Annotated in this window: 20 protein-coding genes; 19 read left to right on the plus strand and 1 reads right to left on the minus strand. The window is 60.5% G+C overall.

Annotated features, from left to right (window positions below; all coding sequences use genetic code 11):
• The first annotated feature begins 158 nt into the window (after positions 1-158).
• A complete protein-coding gene (locus HMPREF2785_RS03600) occupies positions 159-1682 on the plus strand; it encodes an L-lactate MFS transporter (RefSeq protein WP_070614268.1) in 1524 nt (507 codons plus the stop codon).
• On the opposite strand, the gene HMPREF2785_RS03605 is transcribed toward HMPREF2785_RS03600, so the two are convergent.
• Positions 1679-2437: a formate dehydrogenase accessory sulfurtransferase FdhD gene (locus HMPREF2785_RS03605; protein WP_070614269.1), complete on the minus strand. Its 759-nt coding sequence runs from the start codon at positions 2435-2437 to the stop codon at positions 1679-1681. The two genes, HMPREF2785_RS03600 and HMPREF2785_RS03605, sit on opposite strands and share 4 nt — an antisense overlap.
• A gap of 192 nt (positions 2438-2629) precedes the next feature.
• Between HMPREF2785_RS03605 and HMPREF2785_RS03610 the strand changes: the two genes are divergently transcribed.
• From HMPREF2785_RS03610 to truA, 18 genes are all read left to right on the plus strand, one after another.
• Positions 2630-3346, plus strand: coding sequence for a DUF2786 domain-containing protein (locus HMPREF2785_RS03610; RefSeq protein WP_141740849.1), 717 nt, complete (start codon positions 2630-2632; stop codon positions 3344-3346).
• A 324-nt stretch (positions 3347-3670) separates the two neighbouring features.
• Positions 3671-4069, plus strand: coding sequence for a 30S ribosomal protein S8 (rpsH, locus tag HMPREF2785_RS03615; protein ID WP_070422733.1), 399 nt, complete (start codon positions 3671-3673; stop codon positions 4067-4069).
• 18 nt (positions 4070-4087) lie between these two features.
• Positions 4088-4624, plus strand: coding sequence for a 50S ribosomal protein L6 (gene rplF, locus HMPREF2785_RS03620; protein WP_070422734.1), 537 nt, complete (start codon positions 4088-4090; stop codon positions 4622-4624).
• Positions 4625-4626: 2 nt separating this feature from the next.
• On the plus strand, positions 4627-5031 hold the full coding sequence (gene rplR, locus HMPREF2785_RS03625; protein ID WP_070422735.1) for a 50S ribosomal protein L18: 405 nt from the start codon (positions 4627-4629) through the stop codon (positions 5029-5031).
• A 40-nt stretch (positions 5032-5071) separates the two neighbouring features.
• Positions 5072-5704, plus strand: a complete 633-nt coding sequence (gene rpsE / locus HMPREF2785_RS03630) for a 30S ribosomal protein S5 (protein ID WP_070422736.1) — start codon at positions 5072-5074, stop codon at positions 5702-5704.
• A gap of 5 nt (positions 5705-5709) precedes the next feature.
• Positions 5710-5895: a 50S ribosomal protein L30 gene (gene rpmD / locus HMPREF2785_RS03635; RefSeq protein ID WP_034997282.1), complete on the plus strand. Its 186-nt coding sequence runs from the start codon at positions 5710-5712 to the stop codon at positions 5893-5895.
• A 7-nt stretch (positions 5896-5902) separates the two neighbouring features.
• Positions 5903-6379, plus strand: a complete 477-nt coding sequence (gene rplO / locus HMPREF2785_RS03640; RefSeq protein WP_070422737.1) for a 50S ribosomal protein L15 — start codon at positions 5903-5905, stop codon at positions 6377-6379.
• Between the two features lie 246 nt (positions 6380-6625).
• Complete coding sequence (secY, locus tag HMPREF2785_RS03645; RefSeq protein WP_070422738.1) at positions 6626-7954, plus strand: preprotein translocase subunit SecY; 1329 nt, start codon at positions 6626-6628, stop codon at positions 7952-7954.
• The gene (locus HMPREF2785_RS03650) at positions 7954-8499 is read left to right on the plus strand and encodes an adenylate kinase (protein WP_070422739.1); all 546 of its coding nucleotides are present in this window, start codon (positions 7954-7956) and stop codon (positions 8497-8499) included. Before secY ends, HMPREF2785_RS03650 begins: the two co-directional genes overlap by 1 nt.
• Positions 8500-8579: 80 nt before the next feature.
• Positions 8580-9371 carry a type I methionyl aminopeptidase gene (gene map / locus HMPREF2785_RS03655; RefSeq protein WP_070482499.1) on the plus strand — a complete coding sequence of 264 codons (792 nt, stop codon included), beginning with the start codon at positions 8580-8582 and terminating at the stop codon, positions 9369-9371.
• 51 nt (positions 9372-9422) lie between these two features.
• A complete protein-coding gene (locus HMPREF2785_RS03660) occupies positions 9423-10214 on the plus strand; it encodes a L,D-transpeptidase (RefSeq protein ID WP_070614270.1) in 792 nt (263 codons plus the stop codon).
• A gap of 172 nt (positions 10215-10386) precedes the next feature.
• Positions 10387-10605 (plus strand): translation initiation factor IF-1, encoded by a 219-nt coding sequence (infA, locus tag HMPREF2785_RS03665; protein WP_070422742.1) that lies wholly within the window; start codon positions 10387-10389, stop codon positions 10603-10605.
• A gap of 173 nt (positions 10606-10778) precedes the next feature.
• Positions 10779-11147, plus strand: coding sequence for a 30S ribosomal protein S13 (gene rpsM, locus HMPREF2785_RS03670; protein WP_070422743.1), 369 nt, complete (start codon positions 10779-10781; stop codon positions 11145-11147).
• Between the two features lie 3 nt (positions 11148-11150).
• Positions 11151-11552 carry a 30S ribosomal protein S11 gene (gene rpsK / locus HMPREF2785_RS03675; RefSeq protein ID WP_070422744.1) on the plus strand — a complete coding sequence of 134 codons (402 nt, stop codon included), beginning with the start codon at positions 11151-11153 and terminating at the stop codon, positions 11550-11552.
• Positions 11553-11579: 27 nt separating this feature from the next.
• Positions 11580-12185: a 30S ribosomal protein S4 gene (gene rpsD / locus HMPREF2785_RS03680; RefSeq protein ID WP_070422745.1), complete on the plus strand. Its 606-nt coding sequence runs from the start codon at positions 11580-11582 to the stop codon at positions 12183-12185.
• Positions 12186-12287: 102 nt separating this feature from the next.
• The gene (locus tag HMPREF2785_RS03685; protein WP_070422746.1) at positions 12288-13301 is read left to right on the plus strand and encodes a DNA-directed RNA polymerase subunit alpha; all 1014 of its coding nucleotides are present in this window, start codon (positions 12288-12290) and stop codon (positions 13299-13301) included.
• A gap of 46 nt (positions 13302-13347) precedes the next feature.
• Positions 13348-13842 carry a 50S ribosomal protein L17 gene (gene rplQ / locus HMPREF2785_RS03690; protein ID WP_070422747.1) on the plus strand — a complete coding sequence of 165 codons (495 nt, stop codon included), beginning with the start codon at positions 13348-13350 and terminating at the stop codon, positions 13840-13842.
• Positions 13843-13921: 79 nt separating this feature from the next.
• A complete protein-coding gene (gene truA / locus HMPREF2785_RS03695) occupies positions 13922-14752 on the plus strand; it encodes a tRNA pseudouridine(38-40) synthase TruA (RefSeq protein ID WP_070570613.1) in 831 nt (276 codons plus the stop codon).
• Positions 14753-14759: the final 7 nt, after the last annotated feature.

Raw genomic sequence — 14759 nt, forward strand, 5'->3', positions numbered from 1 at the left:
GACGACGACACCCCTGCACCCGGTTTTTATACCGCGGTCGCAGGGGTTTTGTCGTATTGGAAAAGCATGAAAGAAAGCTTGCGTGAAGCTGGCTATAGGTGGTTATGATGTCCGCTGTATTAAATACATTGTTTGGCATCCATAATAGGGGAACCCCCATGAGTTACTTCTCCCGAAGCGCAATTATCGCGCCTAAGGAATTCAATCGCTGGCTAATTGTCCCTGCGGCACTCGCCATCCACCTCTCTATCGGCCAGGTCTACGGGTTCTCCGTGTTCAAAAAGCCAATGATGGAGCACTTCGGTGTCGGCGAAGTTGCTGTGGGCTGGATCTTCTCGTTGGCAATCGGCATGCTCGGCATCTCGTCCGCGCTGTTCGGTTCCTGGGTCGAGCGAGTCGGCCCACGCGCGTCCATGGCAGTTTCCGGCGTGCTGTGGGTGACCGGCTTCCTCGTTGCCACCCTGGGTGTCACCACCGGAAACTTGTGGCTGGTGTACTTCGGCTACGGCTTTATCGGCGGCATCGGTTTGGGCATCGGATACATCTCGCCGGTGTCCACGCTGATGAAGTGGTTCCCGGATCGCCCCGGTCTGGCTACGGGCCTTGCGATCATGGGCTTCGGCGGCGGCGCACTGATTGCCTCGCCGGCGTCGAACCGCCTCATGGAGTTCTACGGCGGTGGTGCGGACATCGCCAACCGCGCCGCGGGCATCCAACCCACCTTTGTCACCCTTGGCGTCGTGTACCTCGTCGTCATCGCTATGGGAGCGTACTGCATCCGCATGCCGCACCCGGATTGGACCCCGTCGGGCGAAGCGAAGCAGGGGCGCAAACCTTCCAAGGTTGCCATCGTCGGTGCAAATGTTAGCGCCAACAACGCGATTCGAACCCCGCAGTTCTGGTGCCTGTGGGTGATCCTGTTCTGCAACATCACCGCGGGTATCGGCGTGCTGGAGAATGCGGCACCGATGATTCAGGACTACTTCCCGGCACTGACTGCGGCGGCCGCCGCAGGCTTTGTTGGCTTGCTGTCGCTGGCGAACATGGCTGGCCGTTTCGTCTGGTCGTCGGTTTCTGACGTCATTGGCCGCAAGAACATCTACATGGTGTACCTGGGTATCGGGTTGGCTTTCTACTTCATCTTCGCCAGGTTCGGCCACGCCAACATCGCGCTGTTTGTGATCTGCGCGCTGGTGTTGCTGTCCTTCTACGGGGGTGGCTTTGCCAGTATCCCGGCCTACCTGCGCGACCTATTTGGTGTTTACCAGGTCGGCGCTATTCACGGCCGTCTGCTTACCGCATGGTCGGCTGCAGGTGTAGCTGGCCCGCTGATCATCAACATGGTCGTGGAGCGCCAGGCCGCCAACGGCGGCGAAGGCCCGGACCTTTACCGCCTGTCGCTGTACGTCATGTGCTGCCTGCTTGCTGTTGGCCTGATCGCCAACATCCTTGTACGCCCGGTGGCGGCGAAGTGGTTCGAAGACCAAGACACCGTTCAGGCGAAGATCGAGGCAGATCGCGCCTCCGCGCTTGAGGGCGCTGGTGCCGGTCAGGCACGTGGGGCTTCCGCGGGCCAGATCCACAAGATTGTCGCGATCATTCTGGCGGCAATCATCGCTGGACTGCTTATCTACGGTCTGTGGGCCACTGCCGCGAAGGCTGCTGGCATGTTCATTGGCTAAGCGCCCGAGTACACGCTGAAGCGCTCGTCGGTAATTGCGCCGACGAGCGCTGTATTTGTTTCGCGGGCCAATTCCACCGCCATCGACGTGACGTCGCGTGTGGTGGCGACAATGCCGAAGCCGGCCGCTGCTGCAGCACGCATCATTTCAAACGTCACGCGCGTATCCACTGCGAGGGTGAGGTTGTGGGCGGGCAGGGTGTCGTCGAGAAGCAAACGCCCAGCGATCTTCTGTACCGCGTTGACAGCGTCGATGTCTTGACGCGCGGTCTCGCCAGCGAGCGCGGTGGGCAGGTCGCGACGACGCGCCTGGTTGAGACGTTCTGGCAAGGCGAAGATCGCATCCTGATCAATAGGGGCGAACTCGCTGCGCACGTTCAGGCGGACCGCCAACTCCCGTACGCGCTGCTCGGCGGAAATACCACAGGACTGGGATGGGATTGGGTCGATGAACTGCGGTGCAGCAGGGTAGGAAAGCTCGATATCGAGCAGGTTGTAGGTGTTTTCGCCGCCGATGGCACCTTCGCAATAGCGGGCGGTAATGACGTCTTTAGGGGTGGTAATGAGGCCCTGCGTCAGGAGCACACCGTGGGCGAGTTCGATGTCGTGGCCCGGGGTGCGAAACAACTGAGCGACCTCTCGGCCACCGGCGCGCACCTCGAGTGGTTCTTCCACTTCCACTTGGCCCGCGCGCGTGTCGCGGGTGCCGCTAGCGGAAATCTTTGTGACGGCGAAACTGCGCTTGGTCCTGCTCATTGCAACGATGCTAGCGCTTAGGGTGCAAGCGGGACGGAGGGGTGTCGTCGCAGCGCTACAACCTGCGCAAAGAGAAGTTATCCACAGGGCGGAAATTGCAAATTCCACAAGCTGAAACGGACATGTCGTGCGAGTTCGTTATAACTACAGGCACACATCCAAACAGCAATGGGGAAGGGGTGGGTGCGTCAGATGCGTACCGAAGAAAAGATCAAACAACGAGTACAAAAACTACTCAACCAAGCCAACGACAGGGAAGGGACACCGGAGGGTGACGCGTTCTATGCCCGAGCATTCGAGCTGATGGCACAGTACGGCTACGACGAGCGCGATCTTGCAAGTCCCGATGCTGGCGACAACGTAGGCCACCGCGCCTACACGTTCCGTGGCGCCTACACCGATATGCAGGCAACGCTGCTGCACTCCATCGCGAGGTCGTTGCACTGCACGGGCTTTACGCAGCGGGTGTATAACTCCACGCGCGTCAAGGACGCAGACATTTTTGGCCTTCAGCGACACCTCGACCGGGTGGACATGCTCTACGCGCTGTTGTTGCCGGTGATGCTTGCAGAATCACAAAAGATCCGCGCCACCAACTTCGGGGAATCGGTCGTGGTGATGCGTCGGTCGTTTATGCAGGGGTTCGCGACAAGCATCGGCAAACGTCTGATGAAAGCTGAAGAGGGCGCAGCAAAGGGGGATAGCGAATATGCGCTTGTGCTTGTCGACGACGCCGCAAAGGCCGAGCAAGCCCGCTCCAAATTCGCCGAAGAGCAGGGCTTTGTGCTCTCCGCGCACCAAACCAACCGCTCGTTCGACCCAGGTGCGTACCTCAGCGGACACGCCGCGGGAGAGAATTCAGACCTCGGCCAAACACGGGTGAAGTCCAGGGCGGCGCTGCCGTTCTGATCAATTCGGTGTCGGGAGATGCTGACGGGGGCTAGGTGTCGTCGTTAAGCAATTTGGTTCTGAGCGAACAAGCAGGTAACTTGGTCGATCGGACTTGTGCGCCGAGATTTCGGCGTGCCAAGCCGAGAGAAACATTTGAACATCCAACTTTGTTGCAGGCCCCTCGCCAAGATGCGGACCGCGTGCAAGGGAGGCGGCGAGCGGCCCACGCTACTGAGTGTGGGCAGCGTTGAGTAGCCCCCGATAGACCATGCGGAAAACGCGACCTTGAAAAGGGTCAGGTGGGTTTAGGGAACCGCAACGAGAAAGGAAACGGTCACCACAATGACCATGACAGATCCGATTGCGGACATGCTGTCGCGCGTGCGCAACGCAACAACTGCGCAGCACGACACCGTGTCTATGCCGTCCTCCAAGCTCAAGGCAGCTATTGCTGAGATCTTGAAGCAGGAAGGCTACATCGAAGATTACAAAGTTGAGGACGAGAAGGTTGGCAAATCGCTGACGCTCAACCTCAAGTACGGCCCGACCCGCGAGGCTTCCATCGCTGGTCTGCGCCGCGTGTCCAAGCCGGGCCTGCGCGTGTACGCCAAGTCCAACGACCTGCCTCAGGTGCTCGGTGGCCTGGGCGTGGCAATCATCTCCACGTCCCACGGCCTGCTGACCGACCGCCAGGCTCAAGAGAAGGGTGTAGGCGGGGAAGTCCTCGCTTACGTCTGGTAAGGGGAGGTTGAAAAGACTATGTCGCGTGTAGGTAATGCACCCATCGCAATCCCGAACAACGTCGAGGTGAAGATCGACGGCCAGCGTGTTGAGGTCAAGGGCCCGAAGGCCACCATGGACCTCGAGATGCCGGAGCCGATCACCGCTTCCGTCGAAGACAACGAAGTCGTGGTGTCCCGTCCGGACGATCACCGTGACAGCCGTTCGCTGCACGGCCTGACCCGCTCGCTGATCAACAACCTGATCATCGGCGTGACTGAGGGCTACAAGATCAACATGGAGATCTTCGGCGTCGGTTACCGCGTGCAGCAGAAGGGCAAGGACCTTGAGTTCTCCCTCGGCTACTCGCACCCGATCCTGATTGAGGCGCCGGAAGGCGTCACGTTCTCCGTCGATGGCAACACCAAGTTCGCCATCGAAGGCACTGACAAGCAGCAGGTTGGCCAGATTGCGGCAAACATCCGCCGTCTGCGTAAGGATGACCCGTACAAGGGTAAGGGCATCCGCTACGCCGGCGAGCAGGTCCGCCGCAAGGTCGGAAAGACGGGTAAGTAATCATGAGCAATACTGCAGAGAACACCAAGCGCACCCCGGTGGGCAAGGACATCTCGTCCCGCCGCCGCGAGGCCCGCGCACGTCGCCACTACCGCATCCGCAAGACCCTGCGTGGCACCCCGGAGACCCCGCGTCTCGTTGTGCACCGCTCGTCTCGCCACATCCACGTCCAGGTCATCGACGACCTCGCAGGCCACACCCTGGTTTCTGCGTCGTCCATCGAGGCAGACGTGCGCAACCTGGAGGGCGACAAGAAGGAGAAGGCCGCAAAGGTTGGCCAGCTCGTCGCTGAGCGTGCCAAGGCAGCAGGCATCGAGCAGATCGTCTTCGACCGTGGTGGCTACAAGTACCACGGCCGCGTTGCGGCCCTGGCTGAAGCTGCTCGTGAAGGTGGTCTGAAGTTCTAATGATCACGGCAAACATCACCATCAACGGAAGGATCGCGTAATGGCCGAACGTGAACGGCGTGACGGCGGGCGCTCCGCCGACAACCAGAACAACAACGACCGCGGTAACCGCGGCGGCCGTGGCCGTCGCGACGACCGTCGCAACCAGAACGACGAGCGCGATAAGTACATCGAGCGCGTCATCACCATCAACCGTGTTGCCAAGACCGTTAAGGGTGGCCGCAACATGTCCTTCACCGCTCTCGTCGTCGTCGGCGACGGTGAAGGCATGGTCGGCGTTGGCTACGGCAAGGCGAAGGAAGTTCCCGCCGCAATTCAGAAGGGTGCAGAAGAGGCTCGCAAGAACTTCTTCCGCGTCCCGATGATCGGTGGCACCATTCCTCACCCGGTTCAGGCTGAAGAAGCCGCCGGTATCGTCATGCTCCGCCCGGCTGCTCCGGGTACCGGTGTGATCGCCGGTGGCGCAGTCCGTCCGGTGCTCGAGGCCGCTGGTGTCCAGGACATCCTGGCTAAGTCCCTCGGTTCCGACAACGCCCTCAACGTGGTTCAGGCCACCGTTGCCGGCCTGAAGCAGCTCGTGCGTCCGGAAGAGGTCGCAGCGAAGCGCGGTAAGGCTGTCGAGGACGTTGCCCCGGCACGTATGCTGCGCGCTCGCGCAGGACAGGAGGCCTAAGAACAATGGCACTGAAGATTACGTTGCACCACGGCAAGATCGGTGAGAAGCCGGTGACCCGCAAGAACCTCGAGGCTCTCGGTCTGCGCAAGATCGGTCAGTCCGTGGTGAAGAAGGACAACGCTGCTACCCGCGGCCAGATCCTCAAGGTGCGTCACCTCGTCACCGTCGAAGAAGTTGCAGGGGAGTAGATAAAACATGGCTGACATCATCAAGCTCCATGATCTGCGCCCGGCAGAGGGCGCCAACAAGGCCAAGACCCGCGTTGGTCGCGGTGAGGCCTCCAAGGGCAAGACCGCTGGCCGCGGTACCAAGGGCACCAAGGCTCGTAAGCAGGTTTCCGCTGCTTTCGAGGGTGGCCAGATGCCGCTGCACATGCGTCTGCCGAAGCTCAAGGGCTTCAAGAACCCGAACCGCGTCGAGTACCAGGTGGTCAACGTCGCGGACCTCGCGGAAGCATTCCCGCAGGGTGGCGACATTGCAGTTGCCGACATCGTCGCTAAGGGCCTCGTTCGCCCGAAGCAGCCGGTGAAGGTGCTGGCAGAGGGCGACATCAACGTCGCACTCAACGTCACCGCAAACAAGTTCTCCAAGTCCGCTGAGGAGAAGCTCAAGGCTGCTGGCGGTTCCGCCACCGTCGTCGAGTTCTCCAAGCGCGCTCCGAAGGACGCGTAAAGAGCCGAAAGCGTAACGCTTTCCGCGCTTGAGATAACCCCCATACTGGACAATCACTGTCCGGTGTGGGGGTTTTCGCTGTGCTGTAGCGGTAAAGTCGACCGTGAGTATCAACTTTTTAAGCACAGCTGCTAGGGTAGTGGGGTCAAACACGGCGACGGCCCGTTTTGTGTGCCTTCATGCACGAGTCGGCGCTGCACTATCCACTACCTTCCGCCGCGGTTCAGGTGGAAGCCAGGAGGCTATGTGTCCGCAATTGCTCAAGCGTTTAAGGATCCTGACCTTCGCAAGAAGATCTTGATCACCCTTGCGCTGATGATTCTGTACCGCGTAGGTGCCCAGATCCCGTCCCCGGGCGTTGATTACGCGTTGATCAACCAGCGACTCGAAGAGGTTGCCCAGGGTGACCGTGCCACGATGTTCTCCATCATTGGCCTGTTCTCCGGTGGTGCACTGCTGCAGTTGTCGATCTTCGCGATCGGCATCATGCCGTACATTACGGCGTCGATTATCGTGCAGCTGCTCACTGTCGTGATCCCGAAGTTCGAGGAGCTGAAGAAGGAAGGCCAGTCCGGCCAGGCGAAGATGACGCAGTACACCCGCTACCTCACGGTGGCGCTGGCGTTGCTGCAGTCCGCAGGTATCGTCGCGCTGGCAGACCGCGAGCAGCTGCTCGGCCAGGGAATGCCGGTGCTGGTGGAAGACCGCAATGTCTGGACCTTGATCATGATGATCCTTGTGATGACCTCCGGTGCGGTGCTCATCATGTGGCTCGGCGAGATCATCACTGAAAAGGGCGTGGGCAACGGTATGTCCCTGCTCATCTTTGCGGGTATCGCAACCCAGATCCCGTCCGAGGGTGCGTTCATCCTCCAGAACTCCGGTGCCTTGACGCTGATCCTCGTCATCCTCGCGCTTGTTGCGCTGGTCGTCGGCATTGTCTTCATTGAGCAGGGCCAGCGTCGCATCCCGGTGCAGTACGCCAAGCGCATGGTGGGTCGTCGCCAGTACGGTGGCTCTTCCACCTACTTGCCGCTGAAGGTCAACCAGGCTGGCGTTATCCCGGTCATCTTCGCCTCGTCGCTGATGTACGTGCCGGTTCTGATCACACAGATCGTGACCATGAATAACCCGACTCCGCCGGACAACTGGTGGATGAACCACGTGATGGCATGGCTGCAGAACCCGGGTTCGTGGCAGTACATCCTCACCTACGTCGTGATGATCATCTTCTTCTCCTACTTCTATGTGTCGATCCAGTATGACCCGGTCGATCAGGCAGAGAACATGAAGAAGTACGGTGGCTTTATCCCGGGTATCCGTCCGGGCCGTCCGACTGCTGAATACCTCGCGTTCGTCATGAACCGCCTGCTGTTCGTCGGCGCGATTTACCTCGCGCTGATCGCAGTGCTGCCGAACCTGGCAATGGACGCCGGTATCACCGGCTCCGGCCGGATGGGTATGAGCGCGTTTGGCGGTACGGCCATCCTGATTATGGTTTCCGTGGCCCTGACCACGGTTAAGCAAATTGAATCCCAGCTTCTGCAATCCAACTACGAAGGACTTCTGCGATAATGCGTCTCGTTCTCCTTGGCCCTCCCGGTGCCGGCAAGGGCACCCAAGCCGCTATCCTTTCCGAAAAGCTCGGTGTTCCGCACATCTCCACCGGTGATCTGTTCCGCGCCAACATTGGCGAGGGCACCCCGCTCGGTGTTGAGGCAAAGAGCTACATCGACGCCGGCAAGCTTGTGCCGACCGATGTCACCGCACGCATGGTTGAGGATCGCCTGAACCAGGACGACGCGAAGGACGGCTTCCTGCTGGACGGCTTCCCGCGCACGGTGGAGCAGGCTGAGATCCTGACCGACCTACTGGCGAAGAAGGGCGAGAAGCTCGACGGCGTGCTCAACTTCGTTGTTGATGAGGACGTTGTCGTGGAGCGCATGCTCGCCCGTGGTCGTGCAGACGACAACGAGGAGACCATCCGCACCCGTCTCGCCGTGTACCGCGATGAGACCGCACCGCTGATCGATCACTACGGTGAGGAGATCATTTCTATCGACGCTGTGGGCGACGTCGACGAGATCAACCAGCGCGCCATGGCGCAGCTGGGCAAGTAGCCCGAATACGCTCAAGGCCGGTGTTCGCACCGGCCTTTCGCTTTTGCTTATCGACGACCACCACAAAGGAGCACCCCGCTATGGCATTCCGCAAACGCAAGATTGCCGCCAAAACCCCCGACGAACTCGATGCGATGGAGGCAGCCGGCCGCATTGTCGGTGTCGCGCTGCAGGAGGTCCGTGCTGCGGCAAAGCCGGGTGTCAGCACGCTTGACCTTGACAAGGTGGCGGAAACCGTCATTCGCGACCATGGCGCGGTGCCGACCTTCCTCGGATACCACGGTTTTACTGGCTCGATTTGTGCGTCGGTCAACGATGTGGTGGTCCATGGCATTCCATCCGCTGACGTGGTGCTCAAAGAAGGGGACCTGGTTTCCATCGACTGCGGCGCGACGTTCAACGGTTGGGTAGGGGACAGTGCCTGGTCGTTCGGTATCGGTGAACTTGCACCGGATGTGGACGCGCTCAACCGCGCAACCGAGTGGGTGCTCGCAGAAGGTCTGAAAGCCATGGTTCCGGGCAACAAGCTCACTGACGTGTCTCACGCGTTGGAGTTGGCAACCTACGCCGCCGAGGAGCGTTTCGGCGTTGAGCTCGGCATTGTGGATGGCTACGGCGGGCACGGAATTGGCCGCACGATGCACGAAGACCCGTACCTGGCCAATGAGGGCAAGCCGAATCGGGGTCCTGTGATTCAGGAAGGTTCGGTGTTGGCGATCGAGCCGATGTTGATCCTGGGTGGTGGCTACGACACGCGCGTACTTGACGACGAATGGACGGTTACCACCCTCGATGGCTCGCCGGCAGCACACTGGGAACACACCGTGGCGGCGACCGCTCAGGGACCACGAATTCTTACTCCGCGCGTATAAACGGCTGGCGCGTCGATGCGTGATTCATAGCTATACGGTTATACTTCCGGCATGTCTTACCGTCCTCGCCATGCAAAGCAGTCGCCGTTGAAGCGACGTGCAATTACGTTTGCCGCCGGTTTTGGTGTCGTCGCTACGCTCGCCGCACCTGTGACTGCGCAGGCAGCGCCTGCTCCGGCCCCGAATCCGGTTGCAACCTCCAGCCTTGATGCGCTGTCCTCGTCGGCAAACACCGCGTTTGCAAACCTGGATAAGTCTGCACGGGATGCAGCTTGGGATCTTCGCAACAACCTGCGCTTGCAGGCAGACGGGTTGGCGAATATCAGCCCGGATCTGCCGGCGAAGGCGAAGCAGCGTATCGACGAGATCGTGGAGGTTTTCTTCCCCGGACTCATCGCCGAGAAGACCCCGAAGCCGAAGCCTGCACCGAAGCCGGCTCCCGCTCCGGCACCAGCTCCTGCTCCGGCTCCGAACCCGCGTGCTGGCTTTGACTACGGTCCGTGCCCGGCCGATGCCAAGGCCTGCATTGACATTGATGGTCGCCGTTCCTGGCTGCAGAACAACGGTGTCATGTACTACCAGTCGGGCCTGATTGGTCCGGGCCGACCGGGCTACGAGACGCCGCGCGGCACCTTCTACGTCAACCGTAAGGTCAAGGACGAGATCTCCTGGGAGTTCGGCAACGCTCCAATGCCGTACGCCACGTACTTCACCTACAACGGCATCGCGTTCCACGAAGGGGACCCGAGCATCCTGTCCCACGGCTGCATCCGCATGTACCGCGGAGATGCACAGCGCTACTTCAACGATCTGCAGATCGGTGACAAGGTCTACGTCTACTAGGCATCTTTGTTGCATATTGGCCCCGGCGAAATGCTGGGGCCTTTTGCGTTTTCGCAGGTGAGCGGATAAAGTAGTCCAGCGGTGCTGCCACGAAGTGTTGGCAGGTACCGACTGTCACGGTAAGAAAACGTTTCTGCCTGCACATTTGCGGGCAGTGTAGGAAGTGGAGTGTATGGCAAAAGAAGGCGCAATCGAGGTTGAGGGCCGCATCGTCGAGCCCCTGAAGAACGCCATGTTCCGTGTCGAACTCGACAATGGGCACGAGGTTCTCGCCCACATCAGTGGCAAGATGCGCCAGCACTACATCCGCATCCTCCCTGAGGACCGTGTCGTGGTGGAGCTCTCTCCCTACGACCTGGAACGCGGGCGTATCACTTACCGCTACAAGTAAGCATTTCAGCCTCCTCACCCAGACCTGCTCATAGTGGGTCGTTTACCTCCGGCCACGGTGGCTGGAGCCGCGTGTAATCCCAACCCATCCTCCGGCGCGGTCCGGATAAAGCGTTGGTTGACGTGGACGGGTGGGGAGAAAACCACCGTAACAACCCGAAAGGTACGTACCTCATGGCACGTCTAGCTGGTGTTGATCTCCCGCGCAATAAGCGCATGGAGATCGCTCTCACCTACATCTATGGCATCGGTGCAACCCGATCCAAGGAACTGCTCGAGAAGACGGGCATTTCTCCGGACCTGCGCACGGACGATCTGAGCGATGACCAGCTCTCCGCTCTGCGTGACGCGATTGAGTCCTCCTACACCGTCGAGGGCGACCTGCGCCGCGAGGTTCAGGCAGACATCCGCCGCAAGATCGAAATCGGCTCCTACCAGGGCATGCGCCACCGTCGTGGCCTGCCTGTCCGCGGCCAGCGCACCAAGACCAATGCGCGTACCCGCAAGGGCCCGAAGAAGACCATCGCAGGAAAGAAGAAGTAACCTATGGCTACTCAGACTCGTTCCGGTGCACGTCGCGGACGTCGCATCGTCAAGAAGAACGTGGCCGCAGGCCACGCATACATCAAGTCCACCTTCAACAACACCATCGTGTCCATCACGGACCCGCAGGGCAACGTCATCTCCTGGGCGTCCTCCGGCCACGTTGGCTTCAAGGGCTCCCGTAAGTCCACGCCGTTCGCTGCGCAGATGGCTGCAGAGAACGCTGCCCGCAAGGCAATGGACCACGGCATGAAGAAGGTCGACGTTTTCGTCAAGGGTCCGGGCTCCGGCCGCGAGACCGCTATCCGTTCGCTCCAGGCTGCCGGCCTGGAGGTGTCTTCGATCTCCGACGTGACGCCTCAGCCGTTCAACGGCTGCCGTCCGCCGAAGCGTCGTCGCGTTTAAGGCTGAAAGGAAAAGAGGTAAAGAGACATGGCTCGTTACACCGGCCCTGCTACCCGTAAGTCCCGTCGCCTCCGCGTCGACCTCGTCGGCGGCGACATGTCCTTCGAGCGTCGCCCGTACCCTCCGGGGCAGGCTGGTCGCGCTCGCATCAAGGAATCCGAGTACCTGCTCCAGCTGCAGGAGAAGCAGAAGGCTCGCTTCACCTACGGCGTGATGGAGAAGCAGTTCCGTCGCTACTACGAAGAAGCGAACCGTCGTCCGGGCAAGACCGGCGACAACCTGCTCATCCTGCTGGAGTCCCGTCTGGACAACGTTGTCTACCGTGCTGGTCTGGCTAAGACCCGCCGTCAGGCACGTCAGCTCGTGTCCCACGGCCACTTCACGGTCAACGGCAAGAGCATCGACGTTCCGTCGTTCGCGGTAACGCAGTACGACATCATCGACGTCCGTGAGAAGTCCCGCAACATGCTGTGGTTCGAAGAGGCTCAGGACAACCTCCTGGACGCTGTCGTTCCGGCTTGGCTGCAGGTCGTTCCGGACACCCTGCGCATCCTCGTGCACCAGTTGCCCGAGCGCGCTCAGATCGAGGTGCCGCTGCAGGAGCAGCTCATCGTCGAGCTTTACTCGAAGTAAACTTTCACACGTTTGCTTCACCCCGCGCGCCGTCCACGGTGCACGGAATCTTCCATATCAGTCCCTACCGGCTTCATATAGCGGGAGCCAAAGGAGAAGTTCATGCTCATCTCTCAGCGTCCTGAATTGACCGAGGAGTACATCGATACCAACCGCTCGAAGTTCGTCATCGAGCCGCTCGAGCCTGGTTTCGGTTACACCCTGGGCAACTCCCTGCGTCGCACGCTGCTGTCGTCCATCCCGGGCGCAGCCGTGACGTCCATCAAGATCGACGGTGTGCTCCACGAGTTCACCACGATCAACGGTGTCAAGGAGAATGTCTCCGAGATCATCCTCAACATCAAGGACCTCGTGCTGTCTTCCGACTTTGACGAGCCGGTAGTCATGCAGCTTGCAGTCGAGGGGCCGGGCGACGTCACCGCAGGTGACATCGAGCCACCGGCAGGCGTGGAGATCCACAACCCGGATCTGCACATCGCCTCCCTTAACGAGCAGGCACGCCTGGAGATGGAGCTTGTTGTCGAGCGCGGCCGTGGCTACGTCCCGGCTATGCCGAACTCCGGTGGAGAGGCCGGCCGTATCCCGGTCGACCAGATTTACTCGCCGGTGACCCGTGTTGCTTACAAGGTTGAGGCAACTCGTGTTGAGCAGCGCACCGACTTTGACAAGCTCATCATCGACGTTGAGACGAAGAACTCGATGACCGCACGTGACGCGCTCGCGTCGGCTGGTTCCACCCTGGTGGAGCTCTTCGGCCTGGCTCGTGAGCTCAACACCGCTGCAGAGGGCATCGAGATCGGCCCGTCGGCTCAGGAGTCCGAGTACATCGCTGCGTACTCCACGCCGATCGAGGACCTGAACTTCTCTGTTCGTTCCTACAACTGCCTGAAGCGTCAGGAGATCCACACCGTGGGCGAGCTTGCTGAGTACAGCGAGACCGACCTGCTGGACATCCGCAACTTCGGCCAGAAGTCGATCAACGAGGTCAAGATCAAGCTCGCTAACCTGGGCCTGACCTTGAAGGACGCTCCGGAAGATTTCGACCCGACCCAGCTCGAAGGCTACGACGCCGAAACTGGCGATTTCGTGGACGACGGCGCGGACGAGACCGAGTAACACAACAGAGCACGCGCTCAACTAACCGCATACGAGGAGTTCGAATATGCCTACCCCCAAGAAGGGTGCCCGCCTCGGAGGGTCCGCCTCGCACCAGAAGCACATTCTGGCCAACCTGGCGCAGTCCCTCTTCGAGAACGGCGCTATCAAGACGACGGACGCTAAGGCACGCGCCGTGCGTCCGTACGCTGAGAAGCTGATCACCAAGGCGAAGAAGGGCACTGTGGCTGACCGCCGCGCAGTCCTCGCTGAGCTGCCGAACAAGCAGGTTGTTAACTACCTGTTCAACGAGCTCGCGCCGAAGTTCGAGAACCGTGAGGGCGGCTACACCCGCTCCATCAAGCTCCCGAACCGCTCCGGTGACAACGCTCCGATGACCCAGATTTCCCTGGTGCTCGAGGAGACCGTTACCACCGAGGCAACCCGCGCTGCACGCGCAGCTGCATCCCGCCAGGCTGAGGAGGCCAAGGCTGAGGAGGCTCCGGCAGAGGAGACCACCGAGGCTCCGGCAGAGGAGACCGCTGCTGAGGAAGAGAAGTAAACTCACTTCCTTCCTCGCGTAACGCCCAGCTACCCCGTGTAGCTGGGCGTTTTGTATTGCCCAGATAAGATTGATCGCCATGGATGAGACGATGCGGCTGCGTTTGGATATCGCCTACGATGGCACCGATTTTCACGGTTGGGCGCGCCAGAAAAGCGGCATCCGCACAGTCCAACAGACCATCGAAGAGGCGTTGAGCCTCGTGCTGCGTAGTAGCGTCTCCCTTACCGTCGCTGGACGCACCGACGCAGGAGTCCATGCCTCGGGACAGACCGCCCATGTGGATATTCCTCGCAGCAGCCTTGATCAGCGTTCGATTGAGGGGGACCCGGGACGGTTGGTTCGTCGATTAGCAAAACTGCTCCCGGAAGACGTCCGCGTATTTAATGTCGTGGAAGCGCCAGAGGGGTTTGACGCGCGTTTCTCGGCGTTGGCTCGCACCTACGTATATCGGGTGACTACGCATCCGGCAGGTGCGTTGCCAACACGGGCGCGCGATACGGCGGTGTGGCCAAAACCTATCGACCTTGAGACGACACAGGCGTGTGCCGATGCGCTTGTGGGCTTGAACAACTTTGCGGCGTTTTGCCGCCCGAAGGAGCATGCCACCACGATCCGCGACGTGCATTCTTTCGAGTGGTCGCAGGTCGAGGACACCGTGTACGAAGCGCGCATTGTTGCGGATGCGTTTTGCTGGAATATGGTTCGCGCGCTGACCGCGACGTGTTTAACCGTCGGGGAGGGCCGCCGGGGGAGTGACTGGCCAAAGGAGCTCTTGCTTCGCGACGAACGCGCGCCCGAAGTCCCACTCGCTCCCGCTCGTGGCCTGACGTTGGTCGGCGTTGAGTATCCCGCTGATTCTGAGTTAGCTGCCCGCGCCGAAGCTACCCGCGCGCGTCGCGAGATGTAGCATGCTT

This window comes from Corynebacterium sp. HMSC067D03, assembly GCF_001811185.1.
In the GTDB taxonomy this organism is placed as follows: domain Bacteria; phylum Actinomycetota; class Actinomycetes; order Mycobacteriales; family Mycobacteriaceae; genus Corynebacterium; species Corynebacterium coyleae.

What these genes read in the sequence shown, in the direction of transcription:
- HMPREF2785_RS03600 (WP_070614268.1), top strand. Translation starts at nt 159, where the DNA reads ATGAGTTACTTCTCCCGAAGCGCAATTATCGCGCCTAAGGAATTCAAT.
- HMPREF2785_RS03605 (WP_070614269.1), bottom strand. Translation starts at nt 2,437, where the DNA reads ATGAGCAGGACCAAGCGCAGTTTCGCCGTCACAAAGATTTCCGCTAGC.
- HMPREF2785_RS03610 (WP_141740849.1), top strand. Translation starts at nt 2,630, where the DNA reads ATGCGTACCGAAGAAAAGATCAAACAACGAGTACAAAAACTACTCAAC.
- rpsH (WP_070422733.1), top strand. Translation starts at nt 3,671, where the DNA reads ATGACCATGACAGATCCGATTGCGGACATGCTGTCGCGCGTGCGCAAC.
- rplF (WP_070422734.1), top strand. Translation starts at nt 4,088, where the DNA reads ATGTCGCGTGTAGGTAATGCACCCATCGCAATCCCGAACAACGTCGAG.
- rplR (WP_070422735.1), top strand. Translation starts at nt 4,627, where the DNA reads ATGAGCAATACTGCAGAGAACACCAAGCGCACCCCGGTGGGCAAGGAC.
- rpsE (WP_070422736.1), top strand. Translation starts at nt 5,072, where the DNA reads ATGGCCGAACGTGAACGGCGTGACGGCGGGCGCTCCGCCGACAACCAG.
- rpmD (WP_034997282.1), top strand. Translation starts at nt 5,710, where the DNA reads ATGGCACTGAAGATTACGTTGCACCACGGCAAGATCGGTGAGAAGCCG.
- rplO (WP_070422737.1), top strand. Translation starts at nt 5,903, where the DNA reads ATGGCTGACATCATCAAGCTCCATGATCTGCGCCCGGCAGAGGGCGCC.
- HMPREF2785_RS03650 (WP_070422739.1), top strand. Translation starts at nt 7,954, where the DNA reads ATGCGTCTCGTTCTCCTTGGCCCTCCCGGTGCCGGCAAGGGCACCCAA.
- map (WP_070482499.1), top strand. Translation starts at nt 8,580, where the DNA reads ATGGCATTCCGCAAACGCAAGATTGCCGCCAAAACCCCCGACGAACTC.
- HMPREF2785_RS03660 (WP_070614270.1), top strand. Translation starts at nt 9,423, where the DNA reads ATGTCTTACCGTCCTCGCCATGCAAAGCAGTCGCCGTTGAAGCGACGT.
- infA (WP_070422742.1), top strand. Translation starts at nt 10,387, where the DNA reads ATGGCAAAAGAAGGCGCAATCGAGGTTGAGGGCCGCATCGTCGAGCCC.
- rpsM (WP_070422743.1), top strand. Translation starts at nt 10,779, where the DNA reads ATGGCACGTCTAGCTGGTGTTGATCTCCCGCGCAATAAGCGCATGGAG.
- rpsK (WP_070422744.1), top strand. Translation starts at nt 11,151, where the DNA reads ATGGCTACTCAGACTCGTTCCGGTGCACGTCGCGGACGTCGCATCGTC.
- rpsD (WP_070422745.1), top strand. Translation starts at nt 11,580, where the DNA reads ATGGCTCGTTACACCGGCCCTGCTACCCGTAAGTCCCGTCGCCTCCGC.
- HMPREF2785_RS03685 (WP_070422746.1), top strand. Translation starts at nt 12,288, where the DNA reads ATGCTCATCTCTCAGCGTCCTGAATTGACCGAGGAGTACATCGATACC.
- rplQ (WP_070422747.1), top strand. Translation starts at nt 13,348, where the DNA reads ATGCCTACCCCCAAGAAGGGTGCCCGCCTCGGAGGGTCCGCCTCGCAC.
- truA (WP_070570613.1), top strand. Translation starts at nt 13,922, where the DNA reads ATGGATGAGACGATGCGGCTGCGTTTGGATATCGCCTACGATGGCACC.